Genomic DNA, 25,589 nt, shown 5'->3' with positions numbered 1-25,589 from the left:
TCATGCTATTATGTAATCGGCAATTATCCAAAACGCCGGGCGCGGAGGTGTCAAAGCCTCTGCGTCCGGCGCTTCTTTTTTTGTCCATTTTCCCGCATTTAGACCCCCGTTTTGAGGGGAACAGGATAACTTTATCCACCTGCCTGCCGACCATGCGGAAAAACCCTTGATTTCCGTGGACTTTTACCGCCCTAAATGCGTAGACAGGAGGTATCTTTTCCGCTGGCGTTCCGCCTCTTTCTTCCGGCGCACCTGCACCGCGCAATCCGGGCAGTATTTAGCCCGGTTGGAGTTGGGCGTAAACGCCGCCCCGCAGACGGCGCAGCGTTTGATCTCGTCCCGGCTTTTGGTGATCTCGGCACACAGGGCCGCGTCCAGCGGCAGGACGGCCACCTTGAACCACCGGCACAGCAGCGAATAGGAAATACTCTGCACACAGACACATTCCTCCCCATCGTCCAGCAGGAGGCAGTTTCCGTTACAGTAGTTGCAGCACTCATGGGTGAGCCTGCGGGCCTTGCGGTATTGGGGGTAACTCATTCTCGGTATGTTCATCGTTCCTGCGTATGCTCCTTTCCCGGCGCTGTCCGCAAAATGCTGTCTACATTCTGTTTGACAATGCCGTATTCTTTCAATTTCTGTTTCGCTTCGCTGTACTGTGCGGACAGCCGTTCCCGTTCTGCGTCCAGCTTTTTATACTCGGTTTTGAGGGCGTACAGGTTGGGGAGCTTTGTGACCCCGGCCTCTTTGAGCGCCTTTGCCGCCGCCTCATACAAAATCAGTTGGCTTTCATGCTGCCGCCGGAACGCGGCCTTGTCTTTGGCATTTCGCAGTTCCAGCGCCACAGGCCGGAGCTGCTTGTAGGCGGAGAGGTTTTTTATCAGCAGCGCCATATCCCCAAGGCGGCGTTCTGCGTCTTTCAAGGCGGAGGCTGCCGCGTCGTTTGCCGCGCCGATCTCGGCCAGCCTGCTTTCCAAGCCCTCGTAGCTGTTGATCTGGTGTTCTGTGATGAAGTTTAAGGAATTGGCGGCCTGCTTCAAGTTGTGCAGCTTCGCCCACCGCGCATATCCCGCCGACTGCTGGGCTTTGATACTGTCCTCCAAGGCGATCCGCAGGGAGATTTCCCCGGCGCTTCTTCTGCGCGGCCCCCGGTCGATGGCAATGCCCTTGATCCGCTGGGTGATCCGTTCATCGGTGTAATCCTCCCCCAAGGTCTTGCAGCGGGTGAAGCGTTCCTGTCCGGGACGGAGGCCGTCTGCCAGCGCGCGGAATGAAATAAACTTGCCCTGTTTGACTTCATAGCCCTGCGCCTCCATGAGCCGCAAAAAGCCGTCAAAGTCTTTGGCCTGCGGAATGGCCGCGTCGATGGCAATTTTCAGTTTTGCTTTCCAGCTCTTGCCCTTTTTCTGTGCGTCCCACTCGGCGTAGGTCTTGCCCTTGTCCTTGCCGGGCTTTACCACAGACAGGCCATGTTCCTTGCACAGCCGGTCACTGGTGCGCCGGATAAAGGCGTAGCTCTGGCGGTTGGAAATGTACTTGCGCTGGTTCGCCATATCCACGGCGCAGAAAATGATGTGGTTATGCAGATGGCCCTTGTCGATGTGGGTGGTAATCACATAGGGGTATTTGCCTTGCAGCACTTCATCGGCAAGCTGCCGCCCGATCTCATGGGCCTGCTCCGCCGTGGTTTCCCCCGGTTCAAAGGCTTGTATCAGGTGGTGGGCCAGATTGTTGCCCTTTTGGTACGCCTGATCCAACAGCATTTGAAATTCAATATCCGCCGTTTCATAGGAACAGCCATAGGAAGAAACGAACAGCTTTTCATCGGTCTTGTCCGGGTTCTCGATGTAGTCCAGCGCCTTTTTCAGCGTTGCCTTGATAGGATGGATCTTTGTAACTGCCATATCTGTGCCAGCGCCCCCTTGATGTCCTCCAAGTCCTGCGCGTACACAGTCCCGGTACTGTTGATACGCCTTGCAATCTGGTTGATGTTGACGCCGATCTTTTGCAGCTCTGCGGTCTGCGCCCGGACAGGGCCGGTGTCGATATGGACGATATAGCCGTCAATCAGCATTTTCCGGGCGTAGGCAGAAAAGTTCTTTGTGCCAAGCTGGGCCATCTTCTGCTGGATCAGCGCCCGTTCCTCCGGCGTCACCGGGACGCGCAACACAAACTTCCGTTTTCGGTTTGCCACTTTCTCACCTCCATTCATTCAGGGGTTTGGGGATTTCCCCAAGATACAAACGGGAAGCCGTTTGCCGGGAGTGTGGCTACACTCCCTATGCTTGCTGTCTTTGTTCTTCTTCCCCTAAAAAGCGTTCTGTCCCCAAGGAAATACCCGCAAAATCCCGGTTTTTCCGAAAACCGCACAAAAAAAGAGAGGGCGCAGCTTGCGTCCTCCCAAAAACAAAACAGAGGGTTGTCATGCACCCTCCGTTTCGTCATTCTTCTGTTGAATTTGAATGGCCCCGTCAATCGCGCCCTCGATGATCGGCAGAAATTCTTCCGGGCAGAGTTTCAGCTTGTGGCTGACCCGCTGCCGCTGTGCGCTTTCCTCCCGCATGATCTCCGGGTTAAAATACTGTTCCACGGGAAGCCCGCAGATTTTGATAAGCTGTATGATAACCGGCAGGCTGGGAATCGTGCCGTCATTTTCGATGTTGGCAAGATAGCGCCAGTCGATATTGACCTGTTCCGCCAGCGTCTTACGCGATAACTGCTTGACTTTCCGAGCCTCTTTTACATCCGCGCCGAAAGTTTCAAAGCCGGGACAATCTTTGATATTTGCCATATAGCACCACCCATTTACATTGTATATTTCATATTTTCTCAATGGAATGTTACTATATGCAGGAAGATTAAACTTTATAATTCATATTTTCTGCCTTGTACGGAAAAGCAGGCTATCCTATAATAAAGAAAAAGCACTTTTTTGAAAAAATCCGTCCGCTGTAACATTTCGCGGACATTTGCCTGTTATACTATCTGCAAAAAGCAAAGGAAGTGAGAATATGAAGCAGATTTTAATTGTCGAGGACGACAGTTTTTTGAATAAGATGTTGGCCTATAACCTGACCGCAGACGGCTACGGCGTGACTTCTGCCCTAAACGCCAGAACCGCAGCCGACGCCATCCGCCAGCGGGAATTTGATTTAGTGCTGCTGGACATTAACCTGCCGGACGGGAACGGTTTTGAGCTGTGCAAACTGATAAAGCCCCAGCACCCGGACACCATTGTAATCTTCCTGACCGCCAACGATCAGGAGAGCGACCAGATACGGGGCTATGAGGTGGGCGCGGTGGACTACATCACAAAGCCCTTTGTGATCGGGGCCTTGCAGCGGAAAATCAAAGCCATGTTCGCCATGCTGGAACACCACAAACCGGCCAAGGACATTTACGACGATGGGCGGCTGTTTCTGGACTTCTCGGAGCAGACAGCTTCCTTAAACGGCAAGCCCCTGACCCTATCCCCGATGGAGTACAAAATGCTGAACCTGTTCCACAAAAATCCCCGGCAAGTGTTGACCCGTGGGCAGCTTTTGGAAAAGCTGTGGGATATAGACGAGAGGTTTGTGGACGAACACACCCTGACAACCTCCATCAGCCGGATTCGCAGCAAGATCGAAGCCGACGGCGGCGCGCCCTACATCAAGACCGTTTACGGCATGGGCTATCAATGGACGGGAGGCGAGGCAAAATGAAGTTTCAAAATCTCTCGGTAAAGCGGCTGTTTGGCCGGGTGGCACTGGGGCTTGCCCTCTCCATGTCCGGGATCACCATAGCCCTTTTTCTTGTGACAAAACAGATTGCGGTGCTGCTGACGGGCGGGGCGCTGCTGCTGTGCGCCCTTGTGGGAATTTTTGTACTGACGCAGGCGTTTGGAAAGCGGCTGTCGCAGTTTACCGCTGACCTGTGCCAGACTTTAGACCACATGATCGCAGGGAATGAAGCGCCACAACGCCCAGAGGACAGCGAAACCCAGCTTGCCAGAATCGGACACCGGCTGGCAAGGCTTTACCAGATCATGCAGGAGAACCGCCGCCGGGTGGACGAGGAATGGCAGGAGTTACAGACCCTTGTATCGGATATTTCCCATCAGGTAAAGACGCCGGTAAGCAATCTAAAAATGGCGACGGACACCCTGCTGGAAAAGCCCATGACCGAGGCGGAGCGCACCGACTTTATCCGGGGAATCCGCAGCCAGACGGATAAACTGGACTTTCTCTTTCAGGCCCTTGTGAAAACTTCCCGGCTGGAAACGGGCGTGATCCAGTTGGACAAGAAACCGGGCCGCCTTTTTGATACTGTGGCGCAGGCCATGAGTGGGATCGTGTATGCAGCGGAGAAAAAGGAAATCGCCGTGTCTGTGGACTGCCCGGAGGATTTGACCGTTTCCCATGACAGCAAGTGGACATCCGAAGCCCTCTTTAACCTGCTGGACAATGCGGTAAAGTACACCCCGGCAGGCGGGAAAATCGCTGTGTCGGTGGTACTGTGGGAAATGTATGTGGAGATCAAAGTGACCGACACCGGCAAGGGCATTTCCGAAAGCAATCAAGCCGCTATCTTCCGGCGCTTCTATCGTGAGGAAGAAGTACACGAACAGCAGGGCGTGGGCATTGGCCTGTATCTGGCCCGCGAGATCGTAACGCGACAGGGCGGCTATATCAAGGTGATTTCGGAGCCGGGCAAGGGTTCGGAATTTTCCATTATGCTGCCTACAAAATAGAACGCGGCGGACGGCCATTTCCGGCTGCCCGCCGTAAATTTTTTTGAAATGTCCGAGCGCTGTAACATTTCACTCCGATTTTCAATGAAATTTTTTGGCCGCTGTAACATTTCGCGGACATTTGGGTTTTACAATAGCCTTATCAAATATGGAGGTGATACAACTATGACATGGCCTTTTGAGAACGATACAAGTGCCATTACAAAAAAGTTGGCAAAACGAAACTTAAAAGCAGATAAAAGTAGAAACATCCTCATTATCATTACGATTGCCTTAGCTACCTGCTTGATAATGACAACGACCTTGTATTTTTTTGCTTCGCAGCGAAAATCATTAAATGATGCGGCTGGGCGTTATCAAGCAATTATCAATGAAGTCGATAATGATACCATTACGAAATTAGTAAATGACGATAGGGTTCAAGTGGGTGTAAGTCATTTATTGGGTTTAGTATCTTATGGGGACTACAAATTAACCGTTCGTTCAATGGATGAAACACTAATGAAATTAGCAAAATATCCTGATTTAGAGGGAGAATTGCCCAAATCTACAAATGAAATTGCTATCACAAAGGCGTTTCTTGATAGAGCTGGATTGTCCAAATCCATAGGCGATACTATATCGTTAAATCTGGGAGATGGAGAAAAAGATTATACCTTATGTGGTATTTTGCCTGTCGAAAATTCAAATTATTCCGTATTCGTGTCGCAGTCCTATATTGAAAACAAGATCAGCGAACCGGCATACTCCGCTTATATCCGTTTGAATGAATCTGATGGTTGGTCTAAGGCTGCTATACAAGCTGAATTATCAACATTGTGCAGAGAATTGGAAATACAGCCGGAGCAAATGCAGTTTTCAACATATTATTTTTCTCTCATTGAACAGAGAAGCAGTCAATATATCACTGTAATAGCATTTATCAGTCTTATTATCGCTTTGGCTTGTACCCTTGTTATTTACAGTCTGTTCTATGTGTCCATAGCCAGAAAAACAAAAGAATATGGAAAACTGCGGACAATAGGGGCAACTGGAAAACAGATGAAAAGAATCGTTTTTAGAGAGGGATTTCATCTTTCCAGAATTGGTATTCCGATTGGAATATTAGCCGGTGCAATAGTGGGATATGTCCTTGTCCCGCAAGGCTGGAACACTTTAATGGTATTTGTAATTGCCGCTGTCACAGCTCTGTTTGTGTATCTATGTGTTATGATTGCTGTAATTAAGCCAGCCCAAATTGCTGCTCATGTTACGCCTATTGAAGCAGTCCGTTATATGGCGGGCAATAATAATGTAATGTCCAACAGTACAAAAGTGTTACATCGTTCTCTATCCGCGAAAAATTTAGCGTTCCTTAATTTTGCGAGGAACAGAAAGAAAACCGCTTTAACGATCCTGTCGTTAGGGGTATGTGGAATTTTGCTGATGGCAAGCTCTGCATATTTTAATTCCATTGATCCCTTAGCGATGGCGCGTAGGAGTTTTCCTTACGGAGAAATTCGCCTTGAATTAGGCGATTACGGGCCGCAGGCACATAACAGCGAACAATATTCAGAACTCCAAAAATCGAATCTGCTTACAGAAGATTTTAGAGAATCCATTTTGGACATAGATGGTGTGGAAGAAATAAAAGAATACCAAGGCACCGTTTTGAATGTTCGTATGCCAACGGGAGATATTGAACCGATTGTTTCAGACGCATATACGCCAAGCTCTCAAAAATTGCTTGAACAATATTTGATTGATGGTACAGCGGATTTGCAGGAACTACTTAATAATAATGGTATTATTATTGAAAATGGCCCACAGTGGAAAGAAACTTTTGGGTGGGATGCCGCGATTGGGGACGAACTTCTGATTGAAGTTAGCGGACAAACATTGGAAGTAAAAGTAATGGGAATTGTGGACGCTAATATCCCGTATGGCGGATATGATACGCTATTTATTCCTTTAGAAATGCTGTCAAAGATCGTTCCTATTGAAAACCTCAATTATCAATTTATTGTAGATACAGACGATAGTAAATGGGCAGCCGCAAAAGATGAAATCCAAAAGATAATTCCACCGACTTCCAGCCTCTATGTTAGTACCTTGAATGATTGGGTAGAGGCATACAACGAAAAACTATTGAACTACCGTATGCCAGTCTACATTTTTGTCATGTTTATCGGGGTTTTTGGCATTATCAATCTGCTAAACACACTGATAACAAACATCTTGACCCGGAAGCGAGAACTGGGTGTTTTGCAAGCGGTTGGTTTGAGCAGTAAACAGCTTTCAAAAATGTTATTGATAGAGGGACTGTTCTATACATTAGGGGTGCTGCTTCTTTCTATATCATGCGGAACCCTTATCGGGTATCTTCTCTGCACCGTCTTTAGTGCAATGAGTATTTTTGGAAAAGTAAGCTATCATTTTCCGACAGTTGAAATGTTCAGTTATTTTATACTGATGCTTGCCGTCCAAATGCTTTTCTCGTATTTGGCAATTCGGCAGATAAAAAAACAATCTCTGGTAGATCAAATACGGGAATTGTCATAAGAATTTTTGAAATGTCCGAGCATTGTAACATTTCACCCCGATTTTCAATAAAATTTTTTGGCCACTGTAACATTTCGCGGACATTTGGGTTTTACAATGACCTTATCAACAAAAGTGAGGAGGCGACGCAATGGAACTGACCCCGACCTTGATTTTGAATCTGGCGCTGCTGATCGTCCCGCCCGTTGCCCTTGTGCTGGTGTTCCGGCAATGGCTGGCCCGGCACATCCGCTGGACGGTTGCCTTGACTGCTCTCTGTGATGTTCCCCTGTTTTGGGATGAGCTGTTCTACTATGAGAGCTTCGGCCTGTTCGCTGTGCTGATTCTGGTGCAGTTGGCAGCCACCGGCGCAGCAGCGTTCCACATTTACAACAAACAAAGAAAGGATTGAATTTTATGAGCATTTTACAGACTATCGACCTGAAAAAGTATTACGGTACAGAGCCGAACATCACCCGCGCCCTTGACGGCGTGAACTTCTCCGTGGAGGACGGCGAGTTTGTGGCTGTTGTGGGAACCTCCGGCAGCGGCAAGTCCACCCTGCTTCATATGATGGGCGGGCTGGACACTCCTACTTCCGGCAATGTGATTGTCCGGGACAAAGAGCTGTCGAAAATGAACGACGAACAGCTCACCATCTTCCGCCGCCGCAACATCGGCTTTATCTTCCAGAACTATAACCTTGTTCCCATCCTGAATGTGTATGAGAACATCGTCCTGCCGGTGGAGCTGGACGGGGATACGGTGGATCAGAAGTTTTTGGACGAAATCGTTCGCCTGTTGGGGCTGGAAGATAAACTGAAAAATATGCCGAACAATCTTTCCGGCGGACAGCAACAGCGTGTGGCGATTGCCCGCGCCTTGATTACCAAACCGGCTATCGTGCTGGCCGACGAGCCGACCGGCAACCTTGACAGCAAGACCAGCGCCGAGGTGCTGGGGCTTATCAAGCGTACCAGTGCGGAGTTCCGGCAAACTGTTGTGATGATTACCCACAACAACGACATTGCCCGCCTTGCAGATCGGATTGTCCGCATTGAGGACGGCAAGATTGTGGAGTAAGGAGGTGGCAGGCTATGACATGGCCTTTTGAAAATGATACCAGCGCCATTACAAAGAAGCTGGCAAAGAAAAGTTTGCAAAGCGAGAAACGCCGGAATCTGATGGTGGTGATAGCCGTTGCGCTAGCGGCGTTTCTAATCTGCTTTACGGGAATTGTGTCTACTTCCCTGACACAAATGCAGCGCAATCAGGTTGTCGATACTTATGAGGCGGTCTGGCTGGGCGTGGAGGAAAACGACATTGAAACCCTGAAAGGAGTGCCGGAATTTGAACGCGTAGGCGGCTACTATATGCTGGGTGAGGAACTTTCAGAACAAGGCTATCATGCGTCCTATGTGTATTGCGACGCGCAAATGATGGAGATTGCCAAGGCGCAAATGAATCTGTTAGAGGGCCGGGTTCCTGAAAAAGCAAATGAAGTTGTCGTAAGCGAATACTTTCTTTCCACCTATGGAAACAATGCCAAAATTGGGGACACTGTGACCTTAGACACCGAGAGCTTTCATGGTAATTATGTTGTTACCGGCATTATGGACAGCGTAAATGAGAAAGAAGCAAATACCTGCGCCATCATTCTTTCCAAAGCCGCCCTGACAGAATGGGCTGGGTTTGATCCGGCTGGGTATCGTGCCTATGCCCATTTCAAAAACAGCGACCAGTTGGACGAAGAACTGATGACCTCTTATTGTAGGGAGATTGCGGAGGAATATCAGCTTCCTACCCCCAGCATGAACAACAGGTATTTCACTTATGCCTCTAAACAACCCTTTGACGACTTTACCTTGATGGCAGGTGTGATTGCCCTTGTTCTGATCGGCGGCTACATTGTGATCCAGAGTATCTTCCGTATCTCCATCAATGACAAAATCAGGAGTTACGGGCAGCTTCGGACGATTGGCGCGACCCCAAAGCAAATCAAGCGGATTGTAAAGAACGAGGGACGCAAACTCGGCAGTATCGGAATTTTGATTGGTACAGTGCTGGGTGTATGCGGCGGTTTTCTCCTGTTTTCCAAGGGCTTTAACGCTGTTTCCTATGTGACAACGGTTATTTTGACTCTCATAAGCAGTTGGATCATGGTATCTATTTCCATCCGTAAGCCGGTGAAGATTGCGGCAGGGATTTCCCCGATTGAAGCCGTCCGTTTTACCCCCGCGCAAAAGGACATCCGCAGCCGGAAAAAGAATATCAAACTCAATCCTGTTTCAATGGGAATTGCGAATTTTAAGCGTGACCGAAAAAAGACAATTAGTATAGTTGCCTCTTTGAGTATCGGCGGAATTTTGCTGATGGTGGTATCTTCCATTGTTTTAGTACGCTCACCAGAACAAATTGCAAGACTATATTTTCCAGACAGTGATTACAAAATCTATCTCCAAGATCTATCGGAAGAAATGCTTGTAAAAGGTAATCCGCTGAATGAGGAACTAAAACAGGAAGTTTTATCTATTGATGGTGTTACGGATATAATCGTAGCCAGACAATCTCTCTATGCCAGCATTAAAACAGATGTTAACCAAAATTCGGGAATATGTGATACGCTGACCGGCCAGAATTATGCTATGATTGAAGCTGCATTGACAGCGGGAACCATGCCGACAGATTCTCATAGTATTGTAATTCACGACAAGATTGTAGCTCATTTTGAAGATATGGGCGTCGGTTCCACCGTTGAATTTTCTTCTGTGGATGGTAAGAAGTCCATTCCTGTTACAATATCGGGAGTGTTTTCCACTTCAAAAATGCCTGTGATTTACGGACATGGACGCGCTCATACAGATGGCTCAGTTTTCTTTGCTCCAAAAGATTTATTCCGCGAACTGCACCCGGAAATTACTACCTTTGATTACTCATGGAGCATTGTAAGCGATCCGAAAAAAGACGAAACTGTAAAAGCTGAACTGAAAAATATTGTAGCCGAACATAGTAACCTTGCTTTAGACGAAATAGATACAGCGATTGCGGCTGAAAAATCACAAAATTCTGTGGCGTTTGGTAGTATGCAGGTTCTTTCATGGCTGGTATTCCTCTTTGGTGTTATCAACCTGATTAACACGACCCTCTCTAATCAAATGTCCAGAAAACAGGAAAACAGTGTTTTGCGTTCCATTGGCCTGACCCAAAAGCAGCTATGCAAAATGAATATCTGCGAGGGTCTATGCTATGCGTTCTTTGCAACATTGGCAATCCTGATTGTCGGACTTCCTATTTCTGTTGTTGTAAGCAGAGAAATGGGCAGCGCTACCCTGCACGGGAAAGTAGTGCCATATCAATTCCCGGTTTTGGAAATGGGTCTGTTCATTCTGGTGTTGTTTGGAATGGAGCTGATCTTGTCTGTATGGACAATCCGCAGACAGAAAAAACAATCCCTGATCGAACAAATGCGGGCGATGGAATAGCCGTATGGGATTGGCGGGGCGGCGTATGCTGCCCCGCTTTTTTCGCCATTTCTCAAAAAAATTTTTGAAATGTCCGAGCGTTGTAACAATTCAGCCTGTTTTTCTGTCGAAATCAAAGGCACCTCGGACATTTGTGTAACATTTGTAGTTTATGCTTGTGGTAAATCAATATTGGGGGTGAGGACACATGAAAAAGATACTGCTGATCGACGACAGCGACACCTATACATGGTGTCTGCAAAAATACTTACAGCACCGGGGCTACCCGGTGAAAACGGCTTGTACGCTGAAAGAAGCGCGGGCCGCCATCCAAGAGGAAATGCCGCTGGTGGTCTACTGTGATCTCGACCTGCCGGACGGTTCCGGCATGGACTTTCTGGACGAGGTGCGGGCCGCAGACAAGGAGCTGCCTTTTATTCTGGCGTCCTGCCATGACAGGGACGACTACGAACAAGAGGCTATGCGCCGGGGCGCGACGCTGTGCATGGACAAAATGAAAGGGCTATTGCTGCAAGATAAGCTGGTGGAATATGCCTACCGGCAGTTATCCGGCGAAAAGGCCCCGACTTTTCACAAGCTGCTCTTTGTCCATGCGGAAGATACCAGCGCCGAAGTGCTGCGGGCGGCTATGCTGCAAAAGGGCTTTGACTTGATTCTGGTTCCCTCGATTGGGGAGGCCAAGCGCCGGATTTTTGAGGATAAGGAAATAGACCTGATCTTGTGCGATCTGGAACTGCCGGACGGCACAGCAATGGAGCTGTTTCATACGCTGCGGCGGGTGGCGGGGATGTTCCAAATGAAGAATCCCCCTGTCCGGCTTCTGCCGTTCTTTATCCTCACCGAGAACAACGACCTTGCCACGGAATATGAATACCGGCATGAGGGCGTGAACGACTATATCACCGCCCCGGTCAATATCCCGGAGCTGATCCGGCGGGTTCTGTTCTTTGTGGAATGAAACGAGCCTACATATTCAAACATCTGCCTCCACAGCGGGGAAAAGAAAAAAACCGCTGACGGGCAGAGGATTTCGTGCGCTTTCCTGTACCACTGACGATACGGCGGTTTTGAGTAGATCAAGGCCGCCGTTTCTTTTTGCTTCGACGACCCCTGCACCGTGTTCTGGCATGGCGGCTTTAGGAGGGAGCCGCCATGCAACGAAAACCGCTTCGACAAATTCTGACAGGGGTTAGCCTGTCAAAAAAAGCCGTCCCCCGGCAGTGGGGACAAGCGGCTGCGTGTATGTACTATACCATGTAGGAAAAGAACATATTGCTTTTTGTTTCGCCCTGTGGGTCTTTGACCTGCCGGGCGAATTTTGTTGTTTCCTGCGGTCTGTTTCCCGGCGCAAAAAGAAATTTCAAAAAAGTAAAAAAAGGAGGCGTTTAGCGGGCAGCCAGAGAGATTCCATTCGCTCTATTGGCGGAAAGGGAGAGAACCACCACATCCCCCATAGAAAGGGGGTGAGAAGATGGAAGCGATCCCCCGCAAATACGGTGAATGGGGCCAGTTTGACCGCTACTGCAAGCTGGTTCTGTACCATGAGGCGATAGATTATCTGCGGGAAATGAAGTGCCGCCGTGACCGTGAAGTGTCGCTGGACGCTGTTTCCCCGGCTGATTGGGACAAGCTCTCGACCGTAGATCGGTATTCCTGCGACAGCTTTATATTCAGTTCGCATGGTTATGACCTACATATCGACAACGAGCTTGTGGCCGAAGCGTTTGCCAGCCTGCCAAAAGACGAGCAGAGTATTTTGATTCTCCGCTTTGTTCTGGATTTGACTGACGAAGAAATTGGCCGCCTGATGGGAATGTCCCGCAGCGCAGTACAGCGCCACAGGACAAGCACCCTGAAAGACCTGCGTATAAAATTGATGGCGTTCATGCCGGAGGGAGGTTAAACGCGGATGAAACAATCCAGTTACAAGGGCAAAAGCCCTCTGCCTGATTTTGTGATCGACGCGGCCTGCGCCGGTAACGCCGAAGCCGTGGAGCGTGTCTTGCAGCATTACGACGGCTATATCAATAAGCTGTGTACCCGGACGCTCTATGACGGCAGCGGCCAGCCTCATATCTGCATTGACGAGTATATGAAGCGCCGATTGCAAATCAAGCTGATCCATTCCATCGTTAGTCCCATTGGCGACTGACGGTTAAGGCCCCGGCCATAGACAGGCGGCTTTCCCTTTCCCCGCCTGCCTGTTTTCCCGGCGGCCCCTTTGCTCCTTGACAAATACGCCCGCAGGATAATGGCGGCGCGTCATAGGGCAGACGGATACATTCTGTCTGCGCCGAGCCGGGCGGCAGGTGCGCCAAGAGGCTTTCCCTCATTGGGATAAGCGGAGCGATTTTACCGGGCTGTAAAGCAGGTGTGGCAGCCTGCGGGCGACGACGCGCAGACAGGACAATGATACGCCCTTGTCGTCGTAGTCCGAGCGTTTGAAGCGTCGCAGGCAACGAGCAGGGCCGCGTGAGAACCACGCGGGGGTGAGATTCCCGTGGAGCTGTGCCAGCAGCCGTCCGTTATTTTCTGCCCACTTTCGCAAAAAACAACCTTTGTTTTGAAAAGAAAGGGGGCCATGTTATGAGTAATAACGATGTGCCTATTTGGGAAAAATACACGCTCACCATTGAGGAAGCGTCCAAATATTTTCGGATCGGGGAAAACAAACTGCGTCGGCTTGCCGAGGAAAACCCCACCGCTGGCTGGGTGATCCTGAACGGCAACCGCATCCAGATCAAGCGGAAGCAGTTTGAAAAAATCATTGATTCCCTTGACACAATATAGTGAAAAAGGGCCTTGCGCGTGTTATAATAGGTTATAAGCGTGTCAAGGCTCTTTCCGTCATGGAAAGGAGCATGACGAAATGCCAAGAAAAGAACGAGATGAAAAAAGACGAGACAACAAAGGCCGCCTTTTGAAGTCTGGAGAGAGCCAGCGATCAGATGGAAGATACGCTTACAAATACATTGACACCTTTGGAGAACCCCAGTTTGTTTACTCATGGAAGTTAGTACCCACCGACAAAGTACCTGCCGGGAAGCGGCCCTGTCTTTCCCTGCGCGAGAAGATCAAGCAGATACAGAAAGACCTTGACGACGGGATAGACACCATCGGCAAGAAAATGACCGTGTGCCAGCTTTATGAAAAGTACACCCGGCAGCGCGGGAATGTGCGGAAAGGAACCCAAAAGAGCCGCCAGCAGTTGATGAAACTTCTGTCCGAAGATAAGCTGGGCGCGGCCAGCATTGACAGCGTGAAGCTGTCCGACGCGAAAGAATGGGCCTTGCGTATGCAGGAAAAAGGCGTTGCCTACAACACCATCTGCAACAGCAAGCGTTCCTTAAAGGCCATCTTTTATATGGCCGTACAGGACGACTGCCTCCGCAAGAATCCCTTTGACTTCCAAATCAATGAGGTTATCAACGACGATACCGTACCAAAGGTGCCGCTTACCCCTACACAGGAAAACGAGCTTTTGGACTTCATGCAGAACGATTCCGTCTATGCCAAGTATTATGACGAGGTGGTGATCCTGCTGGAAACCGGGCTTCGTATTTCCGAACTCTGCGGCCTGACGCCCGCCGACCTGAATTTTGAAAAACGCTTTGTAAATGTAGACCACCAGCTTTTGAGAAGCACCGAGGATGGCTACTATATCGAAGCGCCAAAAACAGAAAGCGGATTCCGTCAAGTGCCCATGAGCGCAGCCGCCTATGAAGCGTTTGAGCGCGTGTTGAAGAAGCGCAGGGACGGCAGGTGCATTGAGGTTGACGGTTATAAGGACTTCCTGTTCCTGAACCGGGACGGCCTGCCCAAAACCGCCGTCAACTATGACGCCATGTTCAAGTGCCTTGCCAAGAAGTTCAACAAGTGCCACAAGGAACCGCTGCCCGATGTGATGACACCGCACACCATGCGGCATACATTCTGTACCAGAATGGCAAACGCGGGCATGAACCCCAAGGCATTGCAGTACATCATGGGACACGCCAACATTGTAATGACGCTGAACTATTACGCCCACGCTACTTTCCATTCCGCACAGGAGGAAATGGAACGGCTGCAAGCCAAGGCAAAAACCACCGCAGAGGCCAAGCCGGAGCCTGCGGCGGAAAGCGCCGAGGAAACCAAGGCGGCATAAGTAGTACGCAGAATTTACTACTGCTTTTACTACTTTTGAGAGCGAAAACATAAGGGGTAATAAAAAGATTTGTGAGGTTCTTCCGATATGAAAAGTGTCGGAAAAGCCCGGAATAACGGGCTATACCGGCATATAAGAACATCTAAAGAGATAATTAGAAATCTATTAAATGATTCTGTACCAAACAAATAAAAAGTAACAGGAGGTAACTCAGATGATCAAAAAGTTAGTGTCGCATCTGGGCGAGTATAAACGCGCCGCAGTCCTGACACCGCTCTTTGCCGCTCTGGAAGCCGTGATGGATGTGCTTTTGCCCACCATCATGGCCTTTATCATCGATCAGGGCATTGAAAAGGGCGATATGAACGCCATCCTCAAGTACGGCCTGCTCACCTTTCTGGTGGCTGTGGTCGCGCTGGCGCTGGGCGTTCTGGCCGGCAAATACGCCGCCGAGGCATCCACCGGCTTTGCCGGAAATCTGCGCGATGCTATGTATGAGAACATCCAGCATTATTCTTTTTCCAACATTGATAAATTCTCCACCGCAGGCCTTGTCACCCGCATGACCACCGACGTGACCAACGTACAGAACGCATTCCAGATGATCGAGCGCATGTGCGTGCGCGCCCCGGTGCATCTGGTGTTCGCCCTGTTCATGGCCTTGATGATCGGCGGCCCGCTGTCACTGATCTTCGTGGTGGCTGTGGTCTTTCTGGTGGCGGTGCTGGCAGGCATCATGGTGCCCACCTTCCACATCTTTGACCGGGTGTTCAAAAACTACGATGCCCTGAACGCTTCCGTGCAGGAAAACGTCTCCGCCATCCGCGTAGTGAAGAGCTTCGTGCGCGAGGGCTTTGAAAACGAGAAGTACACCAAAGCCTGCCAGAGCCTGTACGACCAGTTTGTGAACGCTGAGAGCCGCCTGAGCTTCAATAACCCTGCCATGCTCACCGCCGTTTACGGCTGCAACATCGCCCTGAGCTGGCTGGGTGCCAAGTACGTTCTGCATGGCGCCATCACCACCGGCCAGCTGAACGCTCTGTTCGGCTACATCATGAACATCCTCATGGCCCTGATGATGCTGAGCATGGCCTTTGTCATGATCTCCATGTCTGCCGCTTCCGCAAAGCGTATTGTGGAAGTGCTGGACGAGACCACCGACCTGCCCCCCGCAAAGCAGCCGGTGCAGCAGGTGAAGGACGGCGGCATCGAGTTCGAGCATGTCACCTTCAAGTATAAGCACGGCAGCGGCCAGCCGGTGCTGAATGATATCACCTTCAGCATCAAGCCCGGTGAGACCTTAGGTATCATCGGCGGCACTGGCAGCGCAAAATCCAGCCTTGTGCAGCTGATTCCCCGCCTGTATGATGCCGAGACCGGCACCGTGAAGGTGGGCGGCGTGGATGTGCGCGACTACAACCTCGACGTACTGCGTCGCGAGGTGTCCATGGTGCTGCAGAAGAACGTGCTGTTCAGCGGCACCATTCTCGATAACCTGCGCTGGGGCGACGAGAACGCCAGCGAGGAAGAGTGCATCCGTGTGGCAAAGCTTGCCTGCGCGGATGAGTTCATCGAGCGCTTCCCGGACAAATACAATACATGGATCGAGCAGGGCGGCTCCAATGTGTCCGGCGGCCAGAAGCAGCGCCTGACCATCGCCCGCGCCCTGCTGCGCAAGCCCAAGGTTCTGATTTTGGACGACTCCACCAGCGCCGTGGATACCGCTACCGATGCCAAGATCCGCAAGGCATTCCGGGAGGAGATTCCCGGCACCACCAAGATCATCATTGCACAGCGCATTTCCTCGGTGCAGGACGCTGACCGCATCCTTGTGCTGGATAACGGTAAGATCGATGGTCTGGGCACCCACGAAGAGCTGCTCAAGACCAACGCCATCTATCAGGAAGTTTACAACAGCCAGACCCAGGGCGGCGGCGACTTTGACAAACAGGGAGGTGAACAGTAATGGCTCAGGCAAAAGAAGTTCGCGGCCCCGGCCCCCGCATGGGCGGCCCCCGGCCCAAAGTGGAAAACCCGGGCAAGCTGCTGAAGCGCATCATGGATGAGGTATTCCGGCACTATCTGCCCCATTGCATCCTTGTACTTGTCTGCATCGTGGTCAGCGCGCTGGCAAACGTACAGGCCAGTCTGTTCTTAAAGACCCTGATGGACGATTACATCGTACCCATGACCCAGCAGCAGGACCCCGATTTTGCCCCGCTGGCAGCAGCTCTGCTGCGGGTAGGCATCATCTACGTCATTGGCATTCTGGCCGCATGGCTCAACGCCCGCATCATGGTCAACGTGACGCAGGGCACCCTGCGCAACCTGCGCACCCAGCTGTTCACCCACATGGAGAGCCTGCCCATCAAGTATTTTGACCAGCATCCCCACGGCGACATCATGTCCGTGTACACCAACGACGTGGATACCCTGCGCCAGATGCTCAGCCAGAGCATCCCGCAGCTGGTGTCCAGCGCCATTACCATTGTTTCGGTGTTCTTCAGCATGTGCATGCTCAGCTGGCAGCTGACGGTCGTCACCATGCTGATGGTGGCGCTGATGATGTTCTGCTCCAAAAAGATCACCCAGCAGTCCGGCAAATACTTCATCCAGCAGCAGCGGGATCTGGGCAAGTTGAACGGCTACATCGAAGAGATGATGGAGGGCCAGAAGGTCGTCAAGGTGTTCACCCACGAACAGAAGGCGCTGGCCGGCTTCCGCCAGCTGAACGACCAGCTGAAGGACAGCGCCAACAAAGCCAACAGCTTTGCCAACATCATGATGCCCGTCAACGCCCAGCTGGGCAACATCAGCTATGCCGTCTGCGCGCTGGCAGGCGCAGCCATGGCCGTGAGCGGCATGGGCGGCACGACCCTTGGCACGGTGGTGGCTTTCCTGAGCCTGAACAAGGGCTTCAACATGCCCATCAGTCAGGTGTCCATGCAGGCCAACAGCATCATCATGGCTCTGGCCGGTGCCGAGCGTATCTTCAAGATGATGGACGAAGAGAGCGAGACCGACGAGGGCTATGTCACGCTGGTCAACGCCAAGTATGACCGCAACGACCAGCTGGTGGAGACGGACGAGCGCACCGGCATCTGGGCATGGAAGCACCCGCACCACGACGGCACTACCACCTACCACAAGCTGGAAGGCAACATCACCTTTACCGATGTAGACTTTGGCTATGTGCCGGAAAAAACCGTCCTGCACGATATCAACCTGTATGGCCGTCCGGGCCAGAAGATCGCCTTTGTCGGCTCTACCGGTGCCGGTAAGACCACCATCACCAACCTCATCAACCGGTTCTACGACATTCAGGACGGCAAGATCCGCTACGACGGCATCAACATCCACAAGATCAAAAAGGCCGATCTGCGCCGTTCTCTGGGCATCGTGCTGCAGGACACCCACCTGTTCACCGGCACGGTGATGGAGAACATCCGCTATGGCCGGCTGGAGGCTACCGATGAAGAGTGCATCGCCGCTGCCCGCCTTGCCAACGCAGATGGCTTCATCAAGCGTCTGCCGGAGGGCTACAACACCATGCTCACCGGCGATGGTGCCAACCTCTCGCAGGGCCAGCGCCAGCTGCTGGCCATCGCCCGTGCGGCCGTGGCAGATCCCCCGGTGCTGATCCTGGACGAGGCCACCTCCTCCATCGATACCCGCACCGAAGCGCTGGTGCAGCGCGGCATGGACGGCTTGATGTACGGCCGCACCAGCTTTGTCATTGCGCACCGCCTGTCCACCGTCCGCAATGCAGACTGCATCGTGGTGCTGGAGCAGGGCCGCATCATCGAGCGCGGCAGCCACGACGAGCTGATCGCTAAAAAAGGCAAGTATTACCAGCTGTACACCGGCAACCTTGCCGAAAACTAAGCGTTTTTCTACCTCCTCAATGAAAAAGCGACAGCGTGCATCAAATTGCGCGCTGCCGCTTTTTGTGTTATACTGGCTCTGCGGCCCTTCTCCAATCCCCCTGTCGCGGAAAGGAGGTGGTAAACATGCCTAGCTTTATCGCGTTTTTTCAGACTGTCGCAGCAGAGGTAGTAGCCTACTATTTATGCAAGTGGCTTGACAGCCTGTTCTTCAAGGGCAGCAAGCACTAATGAAAAGAAGCACCCCGGTACTGGTTCTACCGGGGTGCTTCGATTTTTTACGTGGTAAACACGTTCGGCCTTATCGCGTTGCCTACCCTTATTATACGCACTTTCATGCAAAAGTCAAGAGGTTTCTGATTCATTTTTCTACTATGTTACGTCAGAATTTTTTATACTTTACAAGGCTTTGCCGTTGGTTTATACTGAAAGCTGAATGATTCTATCAAATTGAGGAGTTTTGCATCGTGGTTTCGGAGAGCACACTCACCTTGGATATCCTGCCGCTTTCGGCAGACACAGCCCGGCTGGTGCGGGTGTACGGCACAGAGCCGTGTATCGCGCTGCCCGGCACACTGCCAGCACCGGAGGGCGGCAGCTTTGCTGTTACCGAACTGGGCGACTACTGCTTTTCCGAAAAGCCGCGCAGCCTGCCTGCGGCAGACAAGACCTGCCGCTACGAGGCGGCCCCGGACGGCACGGCGCGGCTGATTCGGGCCTTTGGGCAGACGGTAGGCGGCACCTGCCGCCGGTACGACTTCGACTTTGACGCGCCCGCTGCCGGTTCGGATGCAGACGACCTGCACCCGGTGTGTGGGAACTTTCTCGAAGAGCTGACCCTGCCGGACAGCTTACAGGTCGTCGGCAGCTGCGCATTCTACAACTGCCGCAAGCTTCGTCTGCTCACCGTGGGCACGGGCAGCCTGACCATGGGCAGCGATGTGTTTTTGAACTGCTTCGCGCTGGAGACCATCCGGGTGCAGGCAGGCCCTGAAGAACCTACCGGCCTGTTTGCCCTTGTGAACAACATCACCGAAACGGTGCGGGCTGAGTTTTGCCCTGCCGGTGCCGCCGCGCCGCTGGCGGCGCTCTGGTATCCCGCCTACTGGGAGGATATCGAGGAAACCCCCGCCCACATTCTTCTGCACACCTTTTCCGGCCAAGGATATCATTACCGGCAGTGTTTTTTAGAGAACAAATTCCTCCCCGCAGAATACGACGCGATCTTCCCGCAGGGCCACGATGCCGACGATGCCAATGTGATGGCAATGCTCTGCTTTGACCGGCTGCGGTATCCGTGGCAGCTGACCGAAGCCGCCGCCGGGCACTACCGGGCATTTCTGGCAGCCAACACCGACCGGGTGCTGGCCCGCCTGCTGAAGGCACAGGACAATGATGCCGTGCGTGCACTCATTGCGCTGGATGTGCTGGACAAAGACGGCTTTGCCGAAGCTTCAGCCCTTGCCGCCAAGGCCGGGAACGCCGCTGCCGCCGCTCTGCTGGCGGATGCGGAGCACAAAAAGTATGCTCCTCAGCCCAAAAAACAGCGGTACGATTTTGATTTTTAAACAGCAGAAAACTCCTTCCGTCGCACTTCGTGCGCCAGCTCCCTCTAAGAGGAAGCCTTTGGCAGTAAGGGTAAGCTTCCTGTTTCGCCAGAGGCCCCATCCCTGAGGGGGCTGGCATCGCGCAGCGATGACTGGGGGAGTTTGCAGCGAGGCTGAGAGGGTTCCAAGTGAGGTGACACTTTTGCCCCAAACGATCCAAAAAGAAAAATTTTTTGACCCGCGCAAGCCGTTCCAGTCCCAGCGGCCGGAGACCCACGAGGAGTGGCAGGCACGCATGGGCGGCGAGGTGCTGGCGGTGGTGCGCAGCGGGCTGTATCTGGACTTCCGCTTTCTGGATATGGCGCTCAGTGCCTTGTCCCCCGCCCCGGACGAGCGCTGCCGGGTGCTGGCTACGGACGGTCAGGTCCTGTTTTATCAGCCCAGCCACCTGCTGCGGCTCTATCAGGACAATCCAAAATATCTCAACCGGTTGTATCTGCACACCATATTCCACTGCGTATTCCGACATTTGTGGCTGAAAGGCCGCCGGGAGCCGCAGCTGTGGAGCCTTGCCTGTGATATCGCAGTGGAAAACGTTATCGACAGCCTGAACCGCACCAGCGTCAAGCGCCCGCTGACCTATGTGCGCCAGAACGCCTACCAGCAGATCACCGCCGAGGAAACCGTGGTGGCAGCCGCGCCGGTGTATCGGTGGCTCACCCGGCAGACACCCGGTGTGCTGCGCCAGCTGGAGCGGGAGTTCGTGACCGACGACCACCGTCTGTGGCCGAAGGATGCGCCTGACCAGCCCCAGCAGATGCCCACGCCGCTGCCCCAGAAAACGTGGCAGAAGATCGGGGAGCGGATGCAGACAGAGCTGGACCTGCGGGATAAGGAAGCCGGGGACGGTGCCGATGCCCTGAAGCAGCAGGTAAAAGCCGCCAACCGCAGCCGCCGCAGCTACCGGGATTTTCTGCGCCGGTTCTGCGTGCTGCGGGAGGAAGTAAAGCTGGACCCGGACGAGTTCGACCTGAACTTCTACACCTACGGCCTTTCGGTGTACGGAAACCTGCCCCTCATCGAACCTCTGGAAAGCCGGGAGAGCAAAAAGATCGAGGAGCTGGCCCTTGTCATCGACACCAGCTACTCCACCTCCGGTGAACTGGTGCGGGCGTTCCTTGCGGAGACCTACACTCTGCTGAAAGGACAGGAGAACTTTTTCCACCGGATGAACCTGCACCTGATCCAGGCCGATAACGCCATCCGGCAGGATATCCTGATCCACAATGAGGACGAGCTGATCCACGCCATGAACCACTTTGAGCTGCGGGGCGGCGGCGGAACGGATTTCCGCCCGGCCTTTGAATACGTGAACCAGCTGTGCGCCGAGAAGAAGTTCTCGAACCTGCGGGGCCTTTTGTACTTCACCGACGGCATGGGCACCTACCCCGCCAAGCGCCCGGCCTACGACACCGCTTTTCTGTTTCTGGGGGAGCGGTTCGACGATGCCAATGTACCGCCGTGGGCCATGAAGGTGGTTCTGGATGAAGAAGAATTTACCGGTGCAGCAGCCCGCCCGCAAAGCACCCTTGCCGACGCGCTGGCCGAAGAGGACGACCTGTACCGTGACCTGAACAATTCGTGAGGGAATTTGCTATGAATATCAAACGAGCCAAAGAAGAAATTGAACACACCGTAAAAGCCTACCTTGCCAAGGATGCTCTGGGCGAATACGCCATCCCGGCCATCCGGCAGCGTCCCATTCTGCTCATGGGGCCTCCGGGCATTGGCAAGACGCAGGTGATGGAGCAGGTAGCCCGGGAGTGCGGCGTGGCTCTGGTGGCCTACACCATCACCCACCACACCCGCCAGAGCGCCGTGGGCCTGCCCTTCATCCGCCAGCGCAACTACGGCGGCAAAGATGTCTCCGTGACCGAATACACCATGAGCGAGATCATTGCCAGCATCTACGCCAAGATGGAGGCCACCGGCCTCTCCGAGGGCATTCTGTTCATCGACGAGATCAACTGTGTGTCGGAAACGCTGGCCCCCACCATGCTGCAATTTTTGCAATGCAAGACCTTTGGCAATCAGGCCGTGCCTGCGGGCTGGGTGATCGTGGCGGCAGGCAACCCACCGGAATATAACAAATCTGTGCGCGACTTTGATATCGTTACGCTGGACCGCGTGCGCCGCATGGACATTGAGCCGGACCTGCCCGTGTGGAAGGACTATGCCCGCGCTGCCCACATCCACAGCGCCATTTTGAGCTATCTGGAGCTGCACCCGCAGAACTTCTACCAGATCAACGCCGATGTGGACGGCACCCAGTTCGTGACCGCCCGCGGCTGGGAGGATCTTTCCAATCTGCTGGATACCTACGAAACACTGGGTCTGCAGGCCGATGAAGACCTGATCCGCGAGTACATCCAGCACCCGAAGATCGCAGAGGACTTCTCCGCCTACCTCGACCTTTACTATAAGTACCGCGACGACTACGGCGTAGAGGAGATCTTGGCCGGACAGGCAAAGCCCGCCGTGTTCGCACGGCTGCTGCAGGCCCCCTTCGACGAGCGGCTTTCGCTGGTCAGCCTGATCCTTGCAGGCCTCGGCACCCGGTTCACGGCCTCCCGTCAGGCAGATGCAGTAGCCGACAGCTGCTATGCCTTTCTGCGGGAGACCAAAAAAGCCCTTGCCACCGTTCCGGAGGATATCCCGGACGGCTCGGCAGAAATGTTCCACCAGCAGATCATGGATTACGACACCGAAACACAGCAAAAGCGTGCCGCCGGGCTGCTGAGCAAAGATGCTCTGACCACTCGTCTGCAGGTCCTGGCCGTGCTGCGCGGCTGGGAGGGCGAACTGCGCCGTGCCAACGCCGCCGGCACACAGGAAGCCTTCGACCTGCTGCGCGGGCAGTTCCAGTCCCTTGCCGATGAGCGCGAAAAGGCCCAGCAGACCGCCAGCGCCGCGCTGGAAGCCGCTTTCGACTTTATGGAACAGGCCTTTGCCGAAAGCCAGGAAATGGTGGTGTTCGTCACCGAGCTGACGGTGAACCCGGTGTCCCACGCCTTCCTCACCGAGAACGGCTGCGAACGCTACTTCCAGTACAACAAAGACCTGCTGCTGGACCACCGCAAAGCTGCCCTGCAGCAGGAGCTGGCGGCAGAGCAGCGCCGTCATGGCGGTGTGTGAGCCATGCTGGAAAATATTCTGTTCAGCATGAACAGCACCATGCCGCTGTTCTTTATCATGCTGCTGGGCTATGTGCTGCACCGCACCGGTTTTCTGAGCGATGCGTTCGTGGCCGGGGCCAACAAGTTCGTGTTTTATGTGGCACTGCCGGTGCAGCTGTTCCGCGACCTTGGCAAAAACGATGTCCGCGCCACCTTCGATGGTCGGTATGTGCTGTTCTGCTTTGCGGTCACACTGGCGTGCATCCTTGTGATCTGGGCGCTGGCAAAGCTGTTTTTAAAGGGCACCGGCCTTGTGGGCGAGTTCGTTCAGGTGTGTTACCGCTCGTCGGCTGCCATCCTCGGCTCGGCTTTTCTGCAGAGCATCTACGGCGATGCCAGCATGTCCAGCCTGATGATCCTTGGCAGTGTGCCGCTGTATAACATCATGGCAGTGGTCATTTTGATGCTGGAAGCGCCCACTGCGCAGGCTCAGACCGGCAATATGGCTGAAAAGCTCAAAAAGAGTGTGAAAGGCATCCTGACGAACCCCATCCTTCTGGGCATTGCAGCGGGCTTTGCGTGGAGCATGCTGCACATTTCCATGCCTGCCATGCTGGATAAGGCTCTTTCCAATGTGGCCGGTCTGACCAGCCCTCTGGCCCTGCTTGCCATTGGTGCAGGCTTCAAGGGCCAAAAAGCTCTGGGATACCTCAAGCCTACCGCTGTGGCTACTGTGGTCAAGCTGATGGTGCTGCCTGCGCTGTTCCTGCCGCTGGCTGTGCGCTTTGGCTTTACCGACGAAAAGCTGGTGGCCCTGCTGGTGATGCTGGGCAGCATCACCACCCCGGCGTGCTACGTTATGGCAAAGCAGATGGGCCACGAAGGTGTGCTTACCGGCAGCGTGTGCGTTACCACCACCCTGTTCAGCGCATTCAGCCTGACCTTCTGGCTGTTCGTGCTGCGGAGCCTCGGATATATTTTATAACATCTTTTGCATAGCACAACAGCGGACGGCCTGCAGGCTGTCCGCTGTTTGCTTTTCAGATGTTGCTTGGGGAATCAGGCCGCACCGAAGGGATGCAGCTTCTGCCCTTTATTCTGTCATTTCCAGTTCAGAGATCCATTCCCGCACGCGGTCCGGGCGGTTTGTGACGATGGCATCCGGCTGCAGGGGCCAAAGGTCTTTCACGGCCTGTTCCCCGTCCACCGTCCAGTATGCCGCCTTGATGCCCAGATCATGCAGCTTCTGCACCATGCTGGGCTGCTGGTAAGCGGTGTGATATTCGCAGCTCACCCAGTCCGGCTTGAAGTCCAGCGTCTGCACATACTTTACCGGGTCCCGCTGTTCCAGCAGGCGCTGGGCTACCTCTACCAGACTCTTGCCCGGAAAGTTCGCCTGCAGCATACTGATCTGATTGCCCATCCAGCGCAGGGCCCAGCTGCAGTTTTCGTCATCCACATTTTCCACCGACAGCGGCGGCAGCTGTGGAAAATCATCCTCTTCCAGCCCGTTCTGCAGGCCAAGCATTTCCCATGTGCTAGTGGGCAGCGCCATGGTCTCCACCGCACCGTAGACCAGCACGCCCACCTTCAGCTCCGGCATCAGCTGCTTTGCCTGCCGCAGCAGGTCGTGGTTGAACGAGATCACCACCAGCCGGTCGGTAATGTTTGCTGCACGCACCTCCTCGATCACGCGGGGGACAAAATCCGGGTCGTCATCGATGGTGGCCTTCATTTCCAGCTGAACGATGGTACCTTCCATTTCCCTGCACAGAGCCAGTGCCTCCTGCAGGGTAGCGATCCTCTCGTTCCGATAGTTCACATCCTTCCAGCTACCAAAGTCCAGCGCCTTCAGCTCGCCCTCGGTCATGTCATAGATCTGGCCACGCATATCGGTGTGCCAGTCAATGACAAAATCGTGGTGGATTACCAGCTTTTTATCGCTGGTCTGCTGTACGTCCATTTCCACGCCGTCCGCGCCGATCTCCATCGCCTTGCGGAACGCAGAAAGGGTATTTTCCGGCGCAAGATAGGACGCGCCGCGGTGTGCAATGATCTCAGGTGTCATAAATTCCAATTCTTTCTCACAAATTTATTTTTT

22 protein-coding genes are annotated in these 25,589 nt (G+C 53.2%); 17 read left to right on the top strand and 5 right to left on the bottom strand.

Translation table 11 applies throughout. The annotated features are described in order from the left end of the window. Positions 1-183 precede the first annotated feature (183 nt). The 4 genes from ACGHP1_RS02100 to ACGHP1_RS02085 all read right to left on the bottom strand — a co-directional run bounded on the left by ACGHP1_RS02100 (position 184) and on the right by ACGHP1_RS02085 (position 2,791). On the bottom strand, positions 184-555 hold the full coding sequence (locus ACGHP1_RS02100) for a cysteine-rich VLP domain-containing protein (RefSeq protein WP_006060486.1): 372 nt from the start codon (positions 553-555) through the stop codon (positions 184-186). Continuing rightward, positions 552-1,904, bottom strand: a complete 1,353-nt coding sequence (locus tag ACGHP1_RS02095; RefSeq protein ID WP_390507463.1) for a relaxase/mobilization nuclease domain-containing protein — start codon at positions 1,902-1,904, stop codon at positions 552-554. Before ACGHP1_RS02095 ends, ACGHP1_RS02100 begins: the two co-directional genes overlap by 4 nt. Then, the gene (locus ACGHP1_RS02090; RefSeq protein ID WP_390507461.1) at positions 1,865-2,194 is read right to left on the bottom strand and encodes a plasmid mobilization protein; all 330 of its coding nucleotides are present in this window, start codon (positions 2,192-2,194) and stop codon (positions 1,865-1,867) included. The genes ACGHP1_RS02095 and ACGHP1_RS02090 overlap by 40 nt, the downstream gene beginning before the upstream one ends. 228 nt (positions 2,195-2,422) lie before the next feature. Further along, complete coding sequence (locus tag ACGHP1_RS02085; RefSeq protein ID WP_256275925.1) at positions 2,423-2,791, bottom strand: helix-turn-helix domain-containing protein; 369 nt, start codon at positions 2,789-2,791, stop codon at positions 2,423-2,425. Positions 2,792-3,011: 220 nt separating this feature from the next. Between ACGHP1_RS02085 and ACGHP1_RS02080 the strand changes: the two genes are divergently transcribed. The 17 genes from ACGHP1_RS02080 (at position 3,012) to ACGHP1_RS02000 (ending at position 24,473) form a co-directional block, all read left to right on the top strand. Continuing rightward, the gene (locus ACGHP1_RS02080; RefSeq protein WP_390507459.1) at positions 3,012-3,704 is read left to right on the top strand and encodes a response regulator transcription factor; all 693 of its coding nucleotides are present in this window, start codon (positions 3,012-3,014) and stop codon (positions 3,702-3,704) included. Further along, complete coding sequence (locus ACGHP1_RS02075; RefSeq protein ID WP_390507457.1) at positions 3,701-4,732, top strand: sensor histidine kinase; 1,032 nt, start codon at positions 3,701-3,703, stop codon at positions 4,730-4,732. Before ACGHP1_RS02080 ends, ACGHP1_RS02075 begins: the two co-directional genes overlap by 4 nt. 165 nt (positions 4,733-4,897) lie before the next feature. After that, on the top strand, positions 4,898-7,273 hold the full coding sequence (locus ACGHP1_RS02070; protein ID WP_390507455.1) for an ABC transporter permease: 2,376 nt from the start codon (positions 4,898-4,900) through the stop codon (positions 7,271-7,273). Positions 7,274-7,403: 130 nt separating this feature from the next. After that, a complete protein-coding gene (locus tag ACGHP1_RS02065) occupies positions 7,404-7,664 on the top strand; it encodes a hypothetical protein (protein ID WP_256191571.1) in 261 nt (86 codons plus the stop codon). A gap of 5 nt (positions 7,665-7,669) precedes the next feature. Beyond that, positions 7,670-8,335 (top strand): ABC transporter ATP-binding protein, encoded by a 666-nt coding sequence (locus ACGHP1_RS02060; protein WP_117440201.1) that lies wholly within the window; start codon positions 7,670-7,672, stop codon positions 8,333-8,335. Between the two features lie 14 nt (positions 8,336-8,349). Then, on the top strand, positions 8,350-10,734 hold the full coding sequence (locus tag ACGHP1_RS02055; protein WP_390507452.1) for an ABC transporter permease: 2,385 nt from the start codon (positions 8,350-8,352) through the stop codon (positions 10,732-10,734). A 187-nt stretch (positions 10,735-10,921) separates the two neighbouring features. Further along, positions 10,922-11,692 (top strand): response regulator, encoded by a 771-nt coding sequence (locus ACGHP1_RS02050; RefSeq protein WP_390507450.1) that lies wholly within the window; start codon positions 10,922-10,924, stop codon positions 11,690-11,692. Between the two features lie 513 nt (positions 11,693-12,205). Next, the gene (locus ACGHP1_RS02045) at positions 12,206-12,637 is read left to right on the top strand and encodes a sigma-70 family RNA polymerase sigma factor (RefSeq protein WP_008689644.1); all 432 of its coding nucleotides are present in this window, start codon (positions 12,206-12,208) and stop codon (positions 12,635-12,637) included. Between the two features lie 6 nt (positions 12,638-12,643). Beyond that, positions 12,644-12,886: a helix-turn-helix domain-containing protein gene (locus tag ACGHP1_RS02040; RefSeq protein ID WP_004611627.1), complete on the top strand. Its 243-nt coding sequence runs from the start codon at positions 12,644-12,646 to the stop codon at positions 12,884-12,886. Between the two features lie 434 nt (positions 12,887-13,320). Then, entirely contained in the window at positions 13,321-13,524 is a 204-nt protein-coding gene (locus ACGHP1_RS02035) for an excisionase (protein ID WP_009296579.1), read from the top strand. Between the two features lie 79 nt (positions 13,525-13,603). Further along, positions 13,604-14,881 (top strand): tyrosine-type recombinase/integrase, encoded by a 1,278-nt coding sequence (locus ACGHP1_RS02030; protein WP_390507447.1) that lies wholly within the window; start codon positions 13,604-13,606, stop codon positions 14,879-14,881. A gap of 214 nt (positions 14,882-15,095) precedes the next feature. Next, positions 15,096-16,847 (top strand): ABC transporter ATP-binding protein, encoded by a 1,752-nt coding sequence (locus tag ACGHP1_RS02025; RefSeq protein ID WP_390507445.1) that lies wholly within the window; start codon positions 15,096-15,098, stop codon positions 16,845-16,847. After that, positions 16,847-18,766 carry an ABC transporter ATP-binding protein gene (locus ACGHP1_RS02020; protein WP_390507443.1) on the top strand — a complete coding sequence of 640 codons (1,920 nt, stop codon included), beginning with the start codon at positions 16,847-16,849 and terminating at the stop codon, positions 18,764-18,766. Before ACGHP1_RS02025 ends, ACGHP1_RS02020 begins: the two co-directional genes overlap by 1 nt. A gap of 466 nt (positions 18,767-19,232) precedes the next feature. Next, entirely contained in the window at positions 19,233-20,333 is a 1,101-nt protein-coding gene (locus ACGHP1_RS02015) for a leucine-rich repeat protein (RefSeq protein WP_390507441.1), read from the top strand. A gap of 172 nt (positions 20,334-20,505) precedes the next feature. Continuing rightward, on the top strand, positions 20,506-21,957 hold the full coding sequence (locus tag ACGHP1_RS02010) for a VWA-like domain-containing protein (protein ID WP_337679872.1): 1,452 nt from the start codon (positions 20,506-20,508) through the stop codon (positions 21,955-21,957). Positions 21,958-21,968: 11 nt separating this feature from the next. Further along, entirely contained in the window at positions 21,969-23,507 is a 1,539-nt protein-coding gene (locus ACGHP1_RS02005; protein WP_291014231.1) for an ATP-binding protein, read from the top strand. A gap of 3 nt (positions 23,508-23,510) precedes the next feature. Then, complete coding sequence (locus ACGHP1_RS02000) at positions 23,511-24,473, top strand: AEC family transporter (protein WP_097777411.1); 963 nt, start codon at positions 23,511-23,513, stop codon at positions 24,471-24,473. A 108-nt stretch (positions 24,474-24,581) separates the two neighbouring features. Here the strand turns inward: ACGHP1_RS02000 and ACGHP1_RS01995 are convergent, their stop codons facing one another. Further along, on the bottom strand, positions 24,582-25,556 hold the full coding sequence (locus ACGHP1_RS01995) for a glycerophosphodiester phosphodiesterase family protein (protein WP_294648494.1): 975 nt from the start codon (positions 25,554-25,556) through the stop codon (positions 24,582-24,584). Positions 25,557-25,589 lie beyond the last annotated feature (33 nt).

Origin of the sequence: Faecalibacterium sp. i21-0019-B1, assembly GCF_042852915.1 — a bacterium.
GTDB classification, from domain to species: Bacteria; Bacillota; Clostridia; order Oscillospirales; family Ruminococcaceae; genus Faecalibacterium; species Faecalibacterium taiwanense.
The sequence above is the reverse complement of the archived record's forward strand: the minus strand, read 5'-3'. Positions and strand labels throughout refer to the sequence as shown.

Bases quoted from the DNA above. Each gene is read 5' to 3' on its own strand.
- ACGHP1_RS02075 (WP_390507457.1), top strand. From the start codon at position 3,701: ATGAAGTTTCAAAATCTCTCGGTAAAGCGGCTGTTTGGCCGGGTGGCA.
- ACGHP1_RS02035 (WP_009296579.1), top strand. From the start codon at position 13,321: ATGAGTAATAACGATGTGCCTATTTGGGAAAAATACACGCTCACCATT.
- ACGHP1_RS02025 (WP_390507445.1), top strand. From the start codon at position 15,096: ATGATCAAAAAGTTAGTGTCGCATCTGGGCGAGTATAAACGCGCCGCA.
- ACGHP1_RS02080 (WP_390507459.1), top strand. From the start codon at position 3,012: ATGAAGCAGATTTTAATTGTCGAGGACGACAGTTTTTTGAATAAGATG.
- ACGHP1_RS02085 (WP_256275925.1), bottom strand. From the start codon at position 2,791: ATGGCAAATATCAAAGATTGTCCCGGCTTTGAAACTTTCGGCGCGGAT.
- ACGHP1_RS02055 (WP_390507452.1), top strand. From the start codon at position 8,350: ATGACATGGCCTTTTGAAAATGATACCAGCGCCATTACAAAGAAGCTG.
- ACGHP1_RS02070 (WP_390507455.1), top strand. From the start codon at position 4,898: ATGACATGGCCTTTTGAGAACGATACAAGTGCCATTACAAAAAAGTTG.
- ACGHP1_RS02005 (WP_291014231.1), top strand. From the start codon at position 21,969: ATGAATATCAAACGAGCCAAAGAAGAAATTGAACACACCGTAAAAGCC.
- ACGHP1_RS02020 (WP_390507443.1), top strand. From the start codon at position 16,847: ATGGCTCAGGCAAAAGAAGTTCGCGGCCCCGGCCCCCGCATGGGCGGC.
- ACGHP1_RS02060 (WP_117440201.1), top strand. From the start codon at position 7,670: ATGAGCATTTTACAGACTATCGACCTGAAAAAGTATTACGGTACAGAG.
- ACGHP1_RS01995 (WP_294648494.1), bottom strand. From the start codon at position 25,556: ATGACACCTGAGATCATTGCACACCGCGGCGCGTCCTATCTTGCGCCG.
- ACGHP1_RS02000 (WP_097777411.1), top strand. From the start codon at position 23,511: ATGCTGGAAAATATTCTGTTCAGCATGAACAGCACCATGCCGCTGTTC.
- ACGHP1_RS02045 (WP_008689644.1), top strand. From the start codon at position 12,206: ATGGAAGCGATCCCCCGCAAATACGGTGAATGGGGCCAGTTTGACCGC.
- ACGHP1_RS02030 (WP_390507447.1), top strand. From the start codon at position 13,604: ATGCCAAGAAAAGAACGAGATGAAAAAAGACGAGACAACAAAGGCCGC.
- ACGHP1_RS02050 (WP_390507450.1), top strand. From the start codon at position 10,922: ATGAAAAAGATACTGCTGATCGACGACAGCGACACCTATACATGGTGT.
- ACGHP1_RS02095 (WP_390507463.1), bottom strand. From the start codon at position 1,904: ATGGCAGTTACAAAGATCCATCCTATCAAGGCAACGCTGAAAAAGGCG.
- ACGHP1_RS02040 (WP_004611627.1), top strand. From the start codon at position 12,644: ATGAAACAATCCAGTTACAAGGGCAAAAGCCCTCTGCCTGATTTTGTG.
- ACGHP1_RS02100 (WP_006060486.1), bottom strand. From the start codon at position 555: ATGAACATACCGAGAATGAGTTACCCCCAATACCGCAAGGCCCGCAGG.
- ACGHP1_RS02065 (WP_256191571.1), top strand. From the start codon at position 7,404: ATGGAACTGACCCCGACCTTGATTTTGAATCTGGCGCTGCTGATCGTC.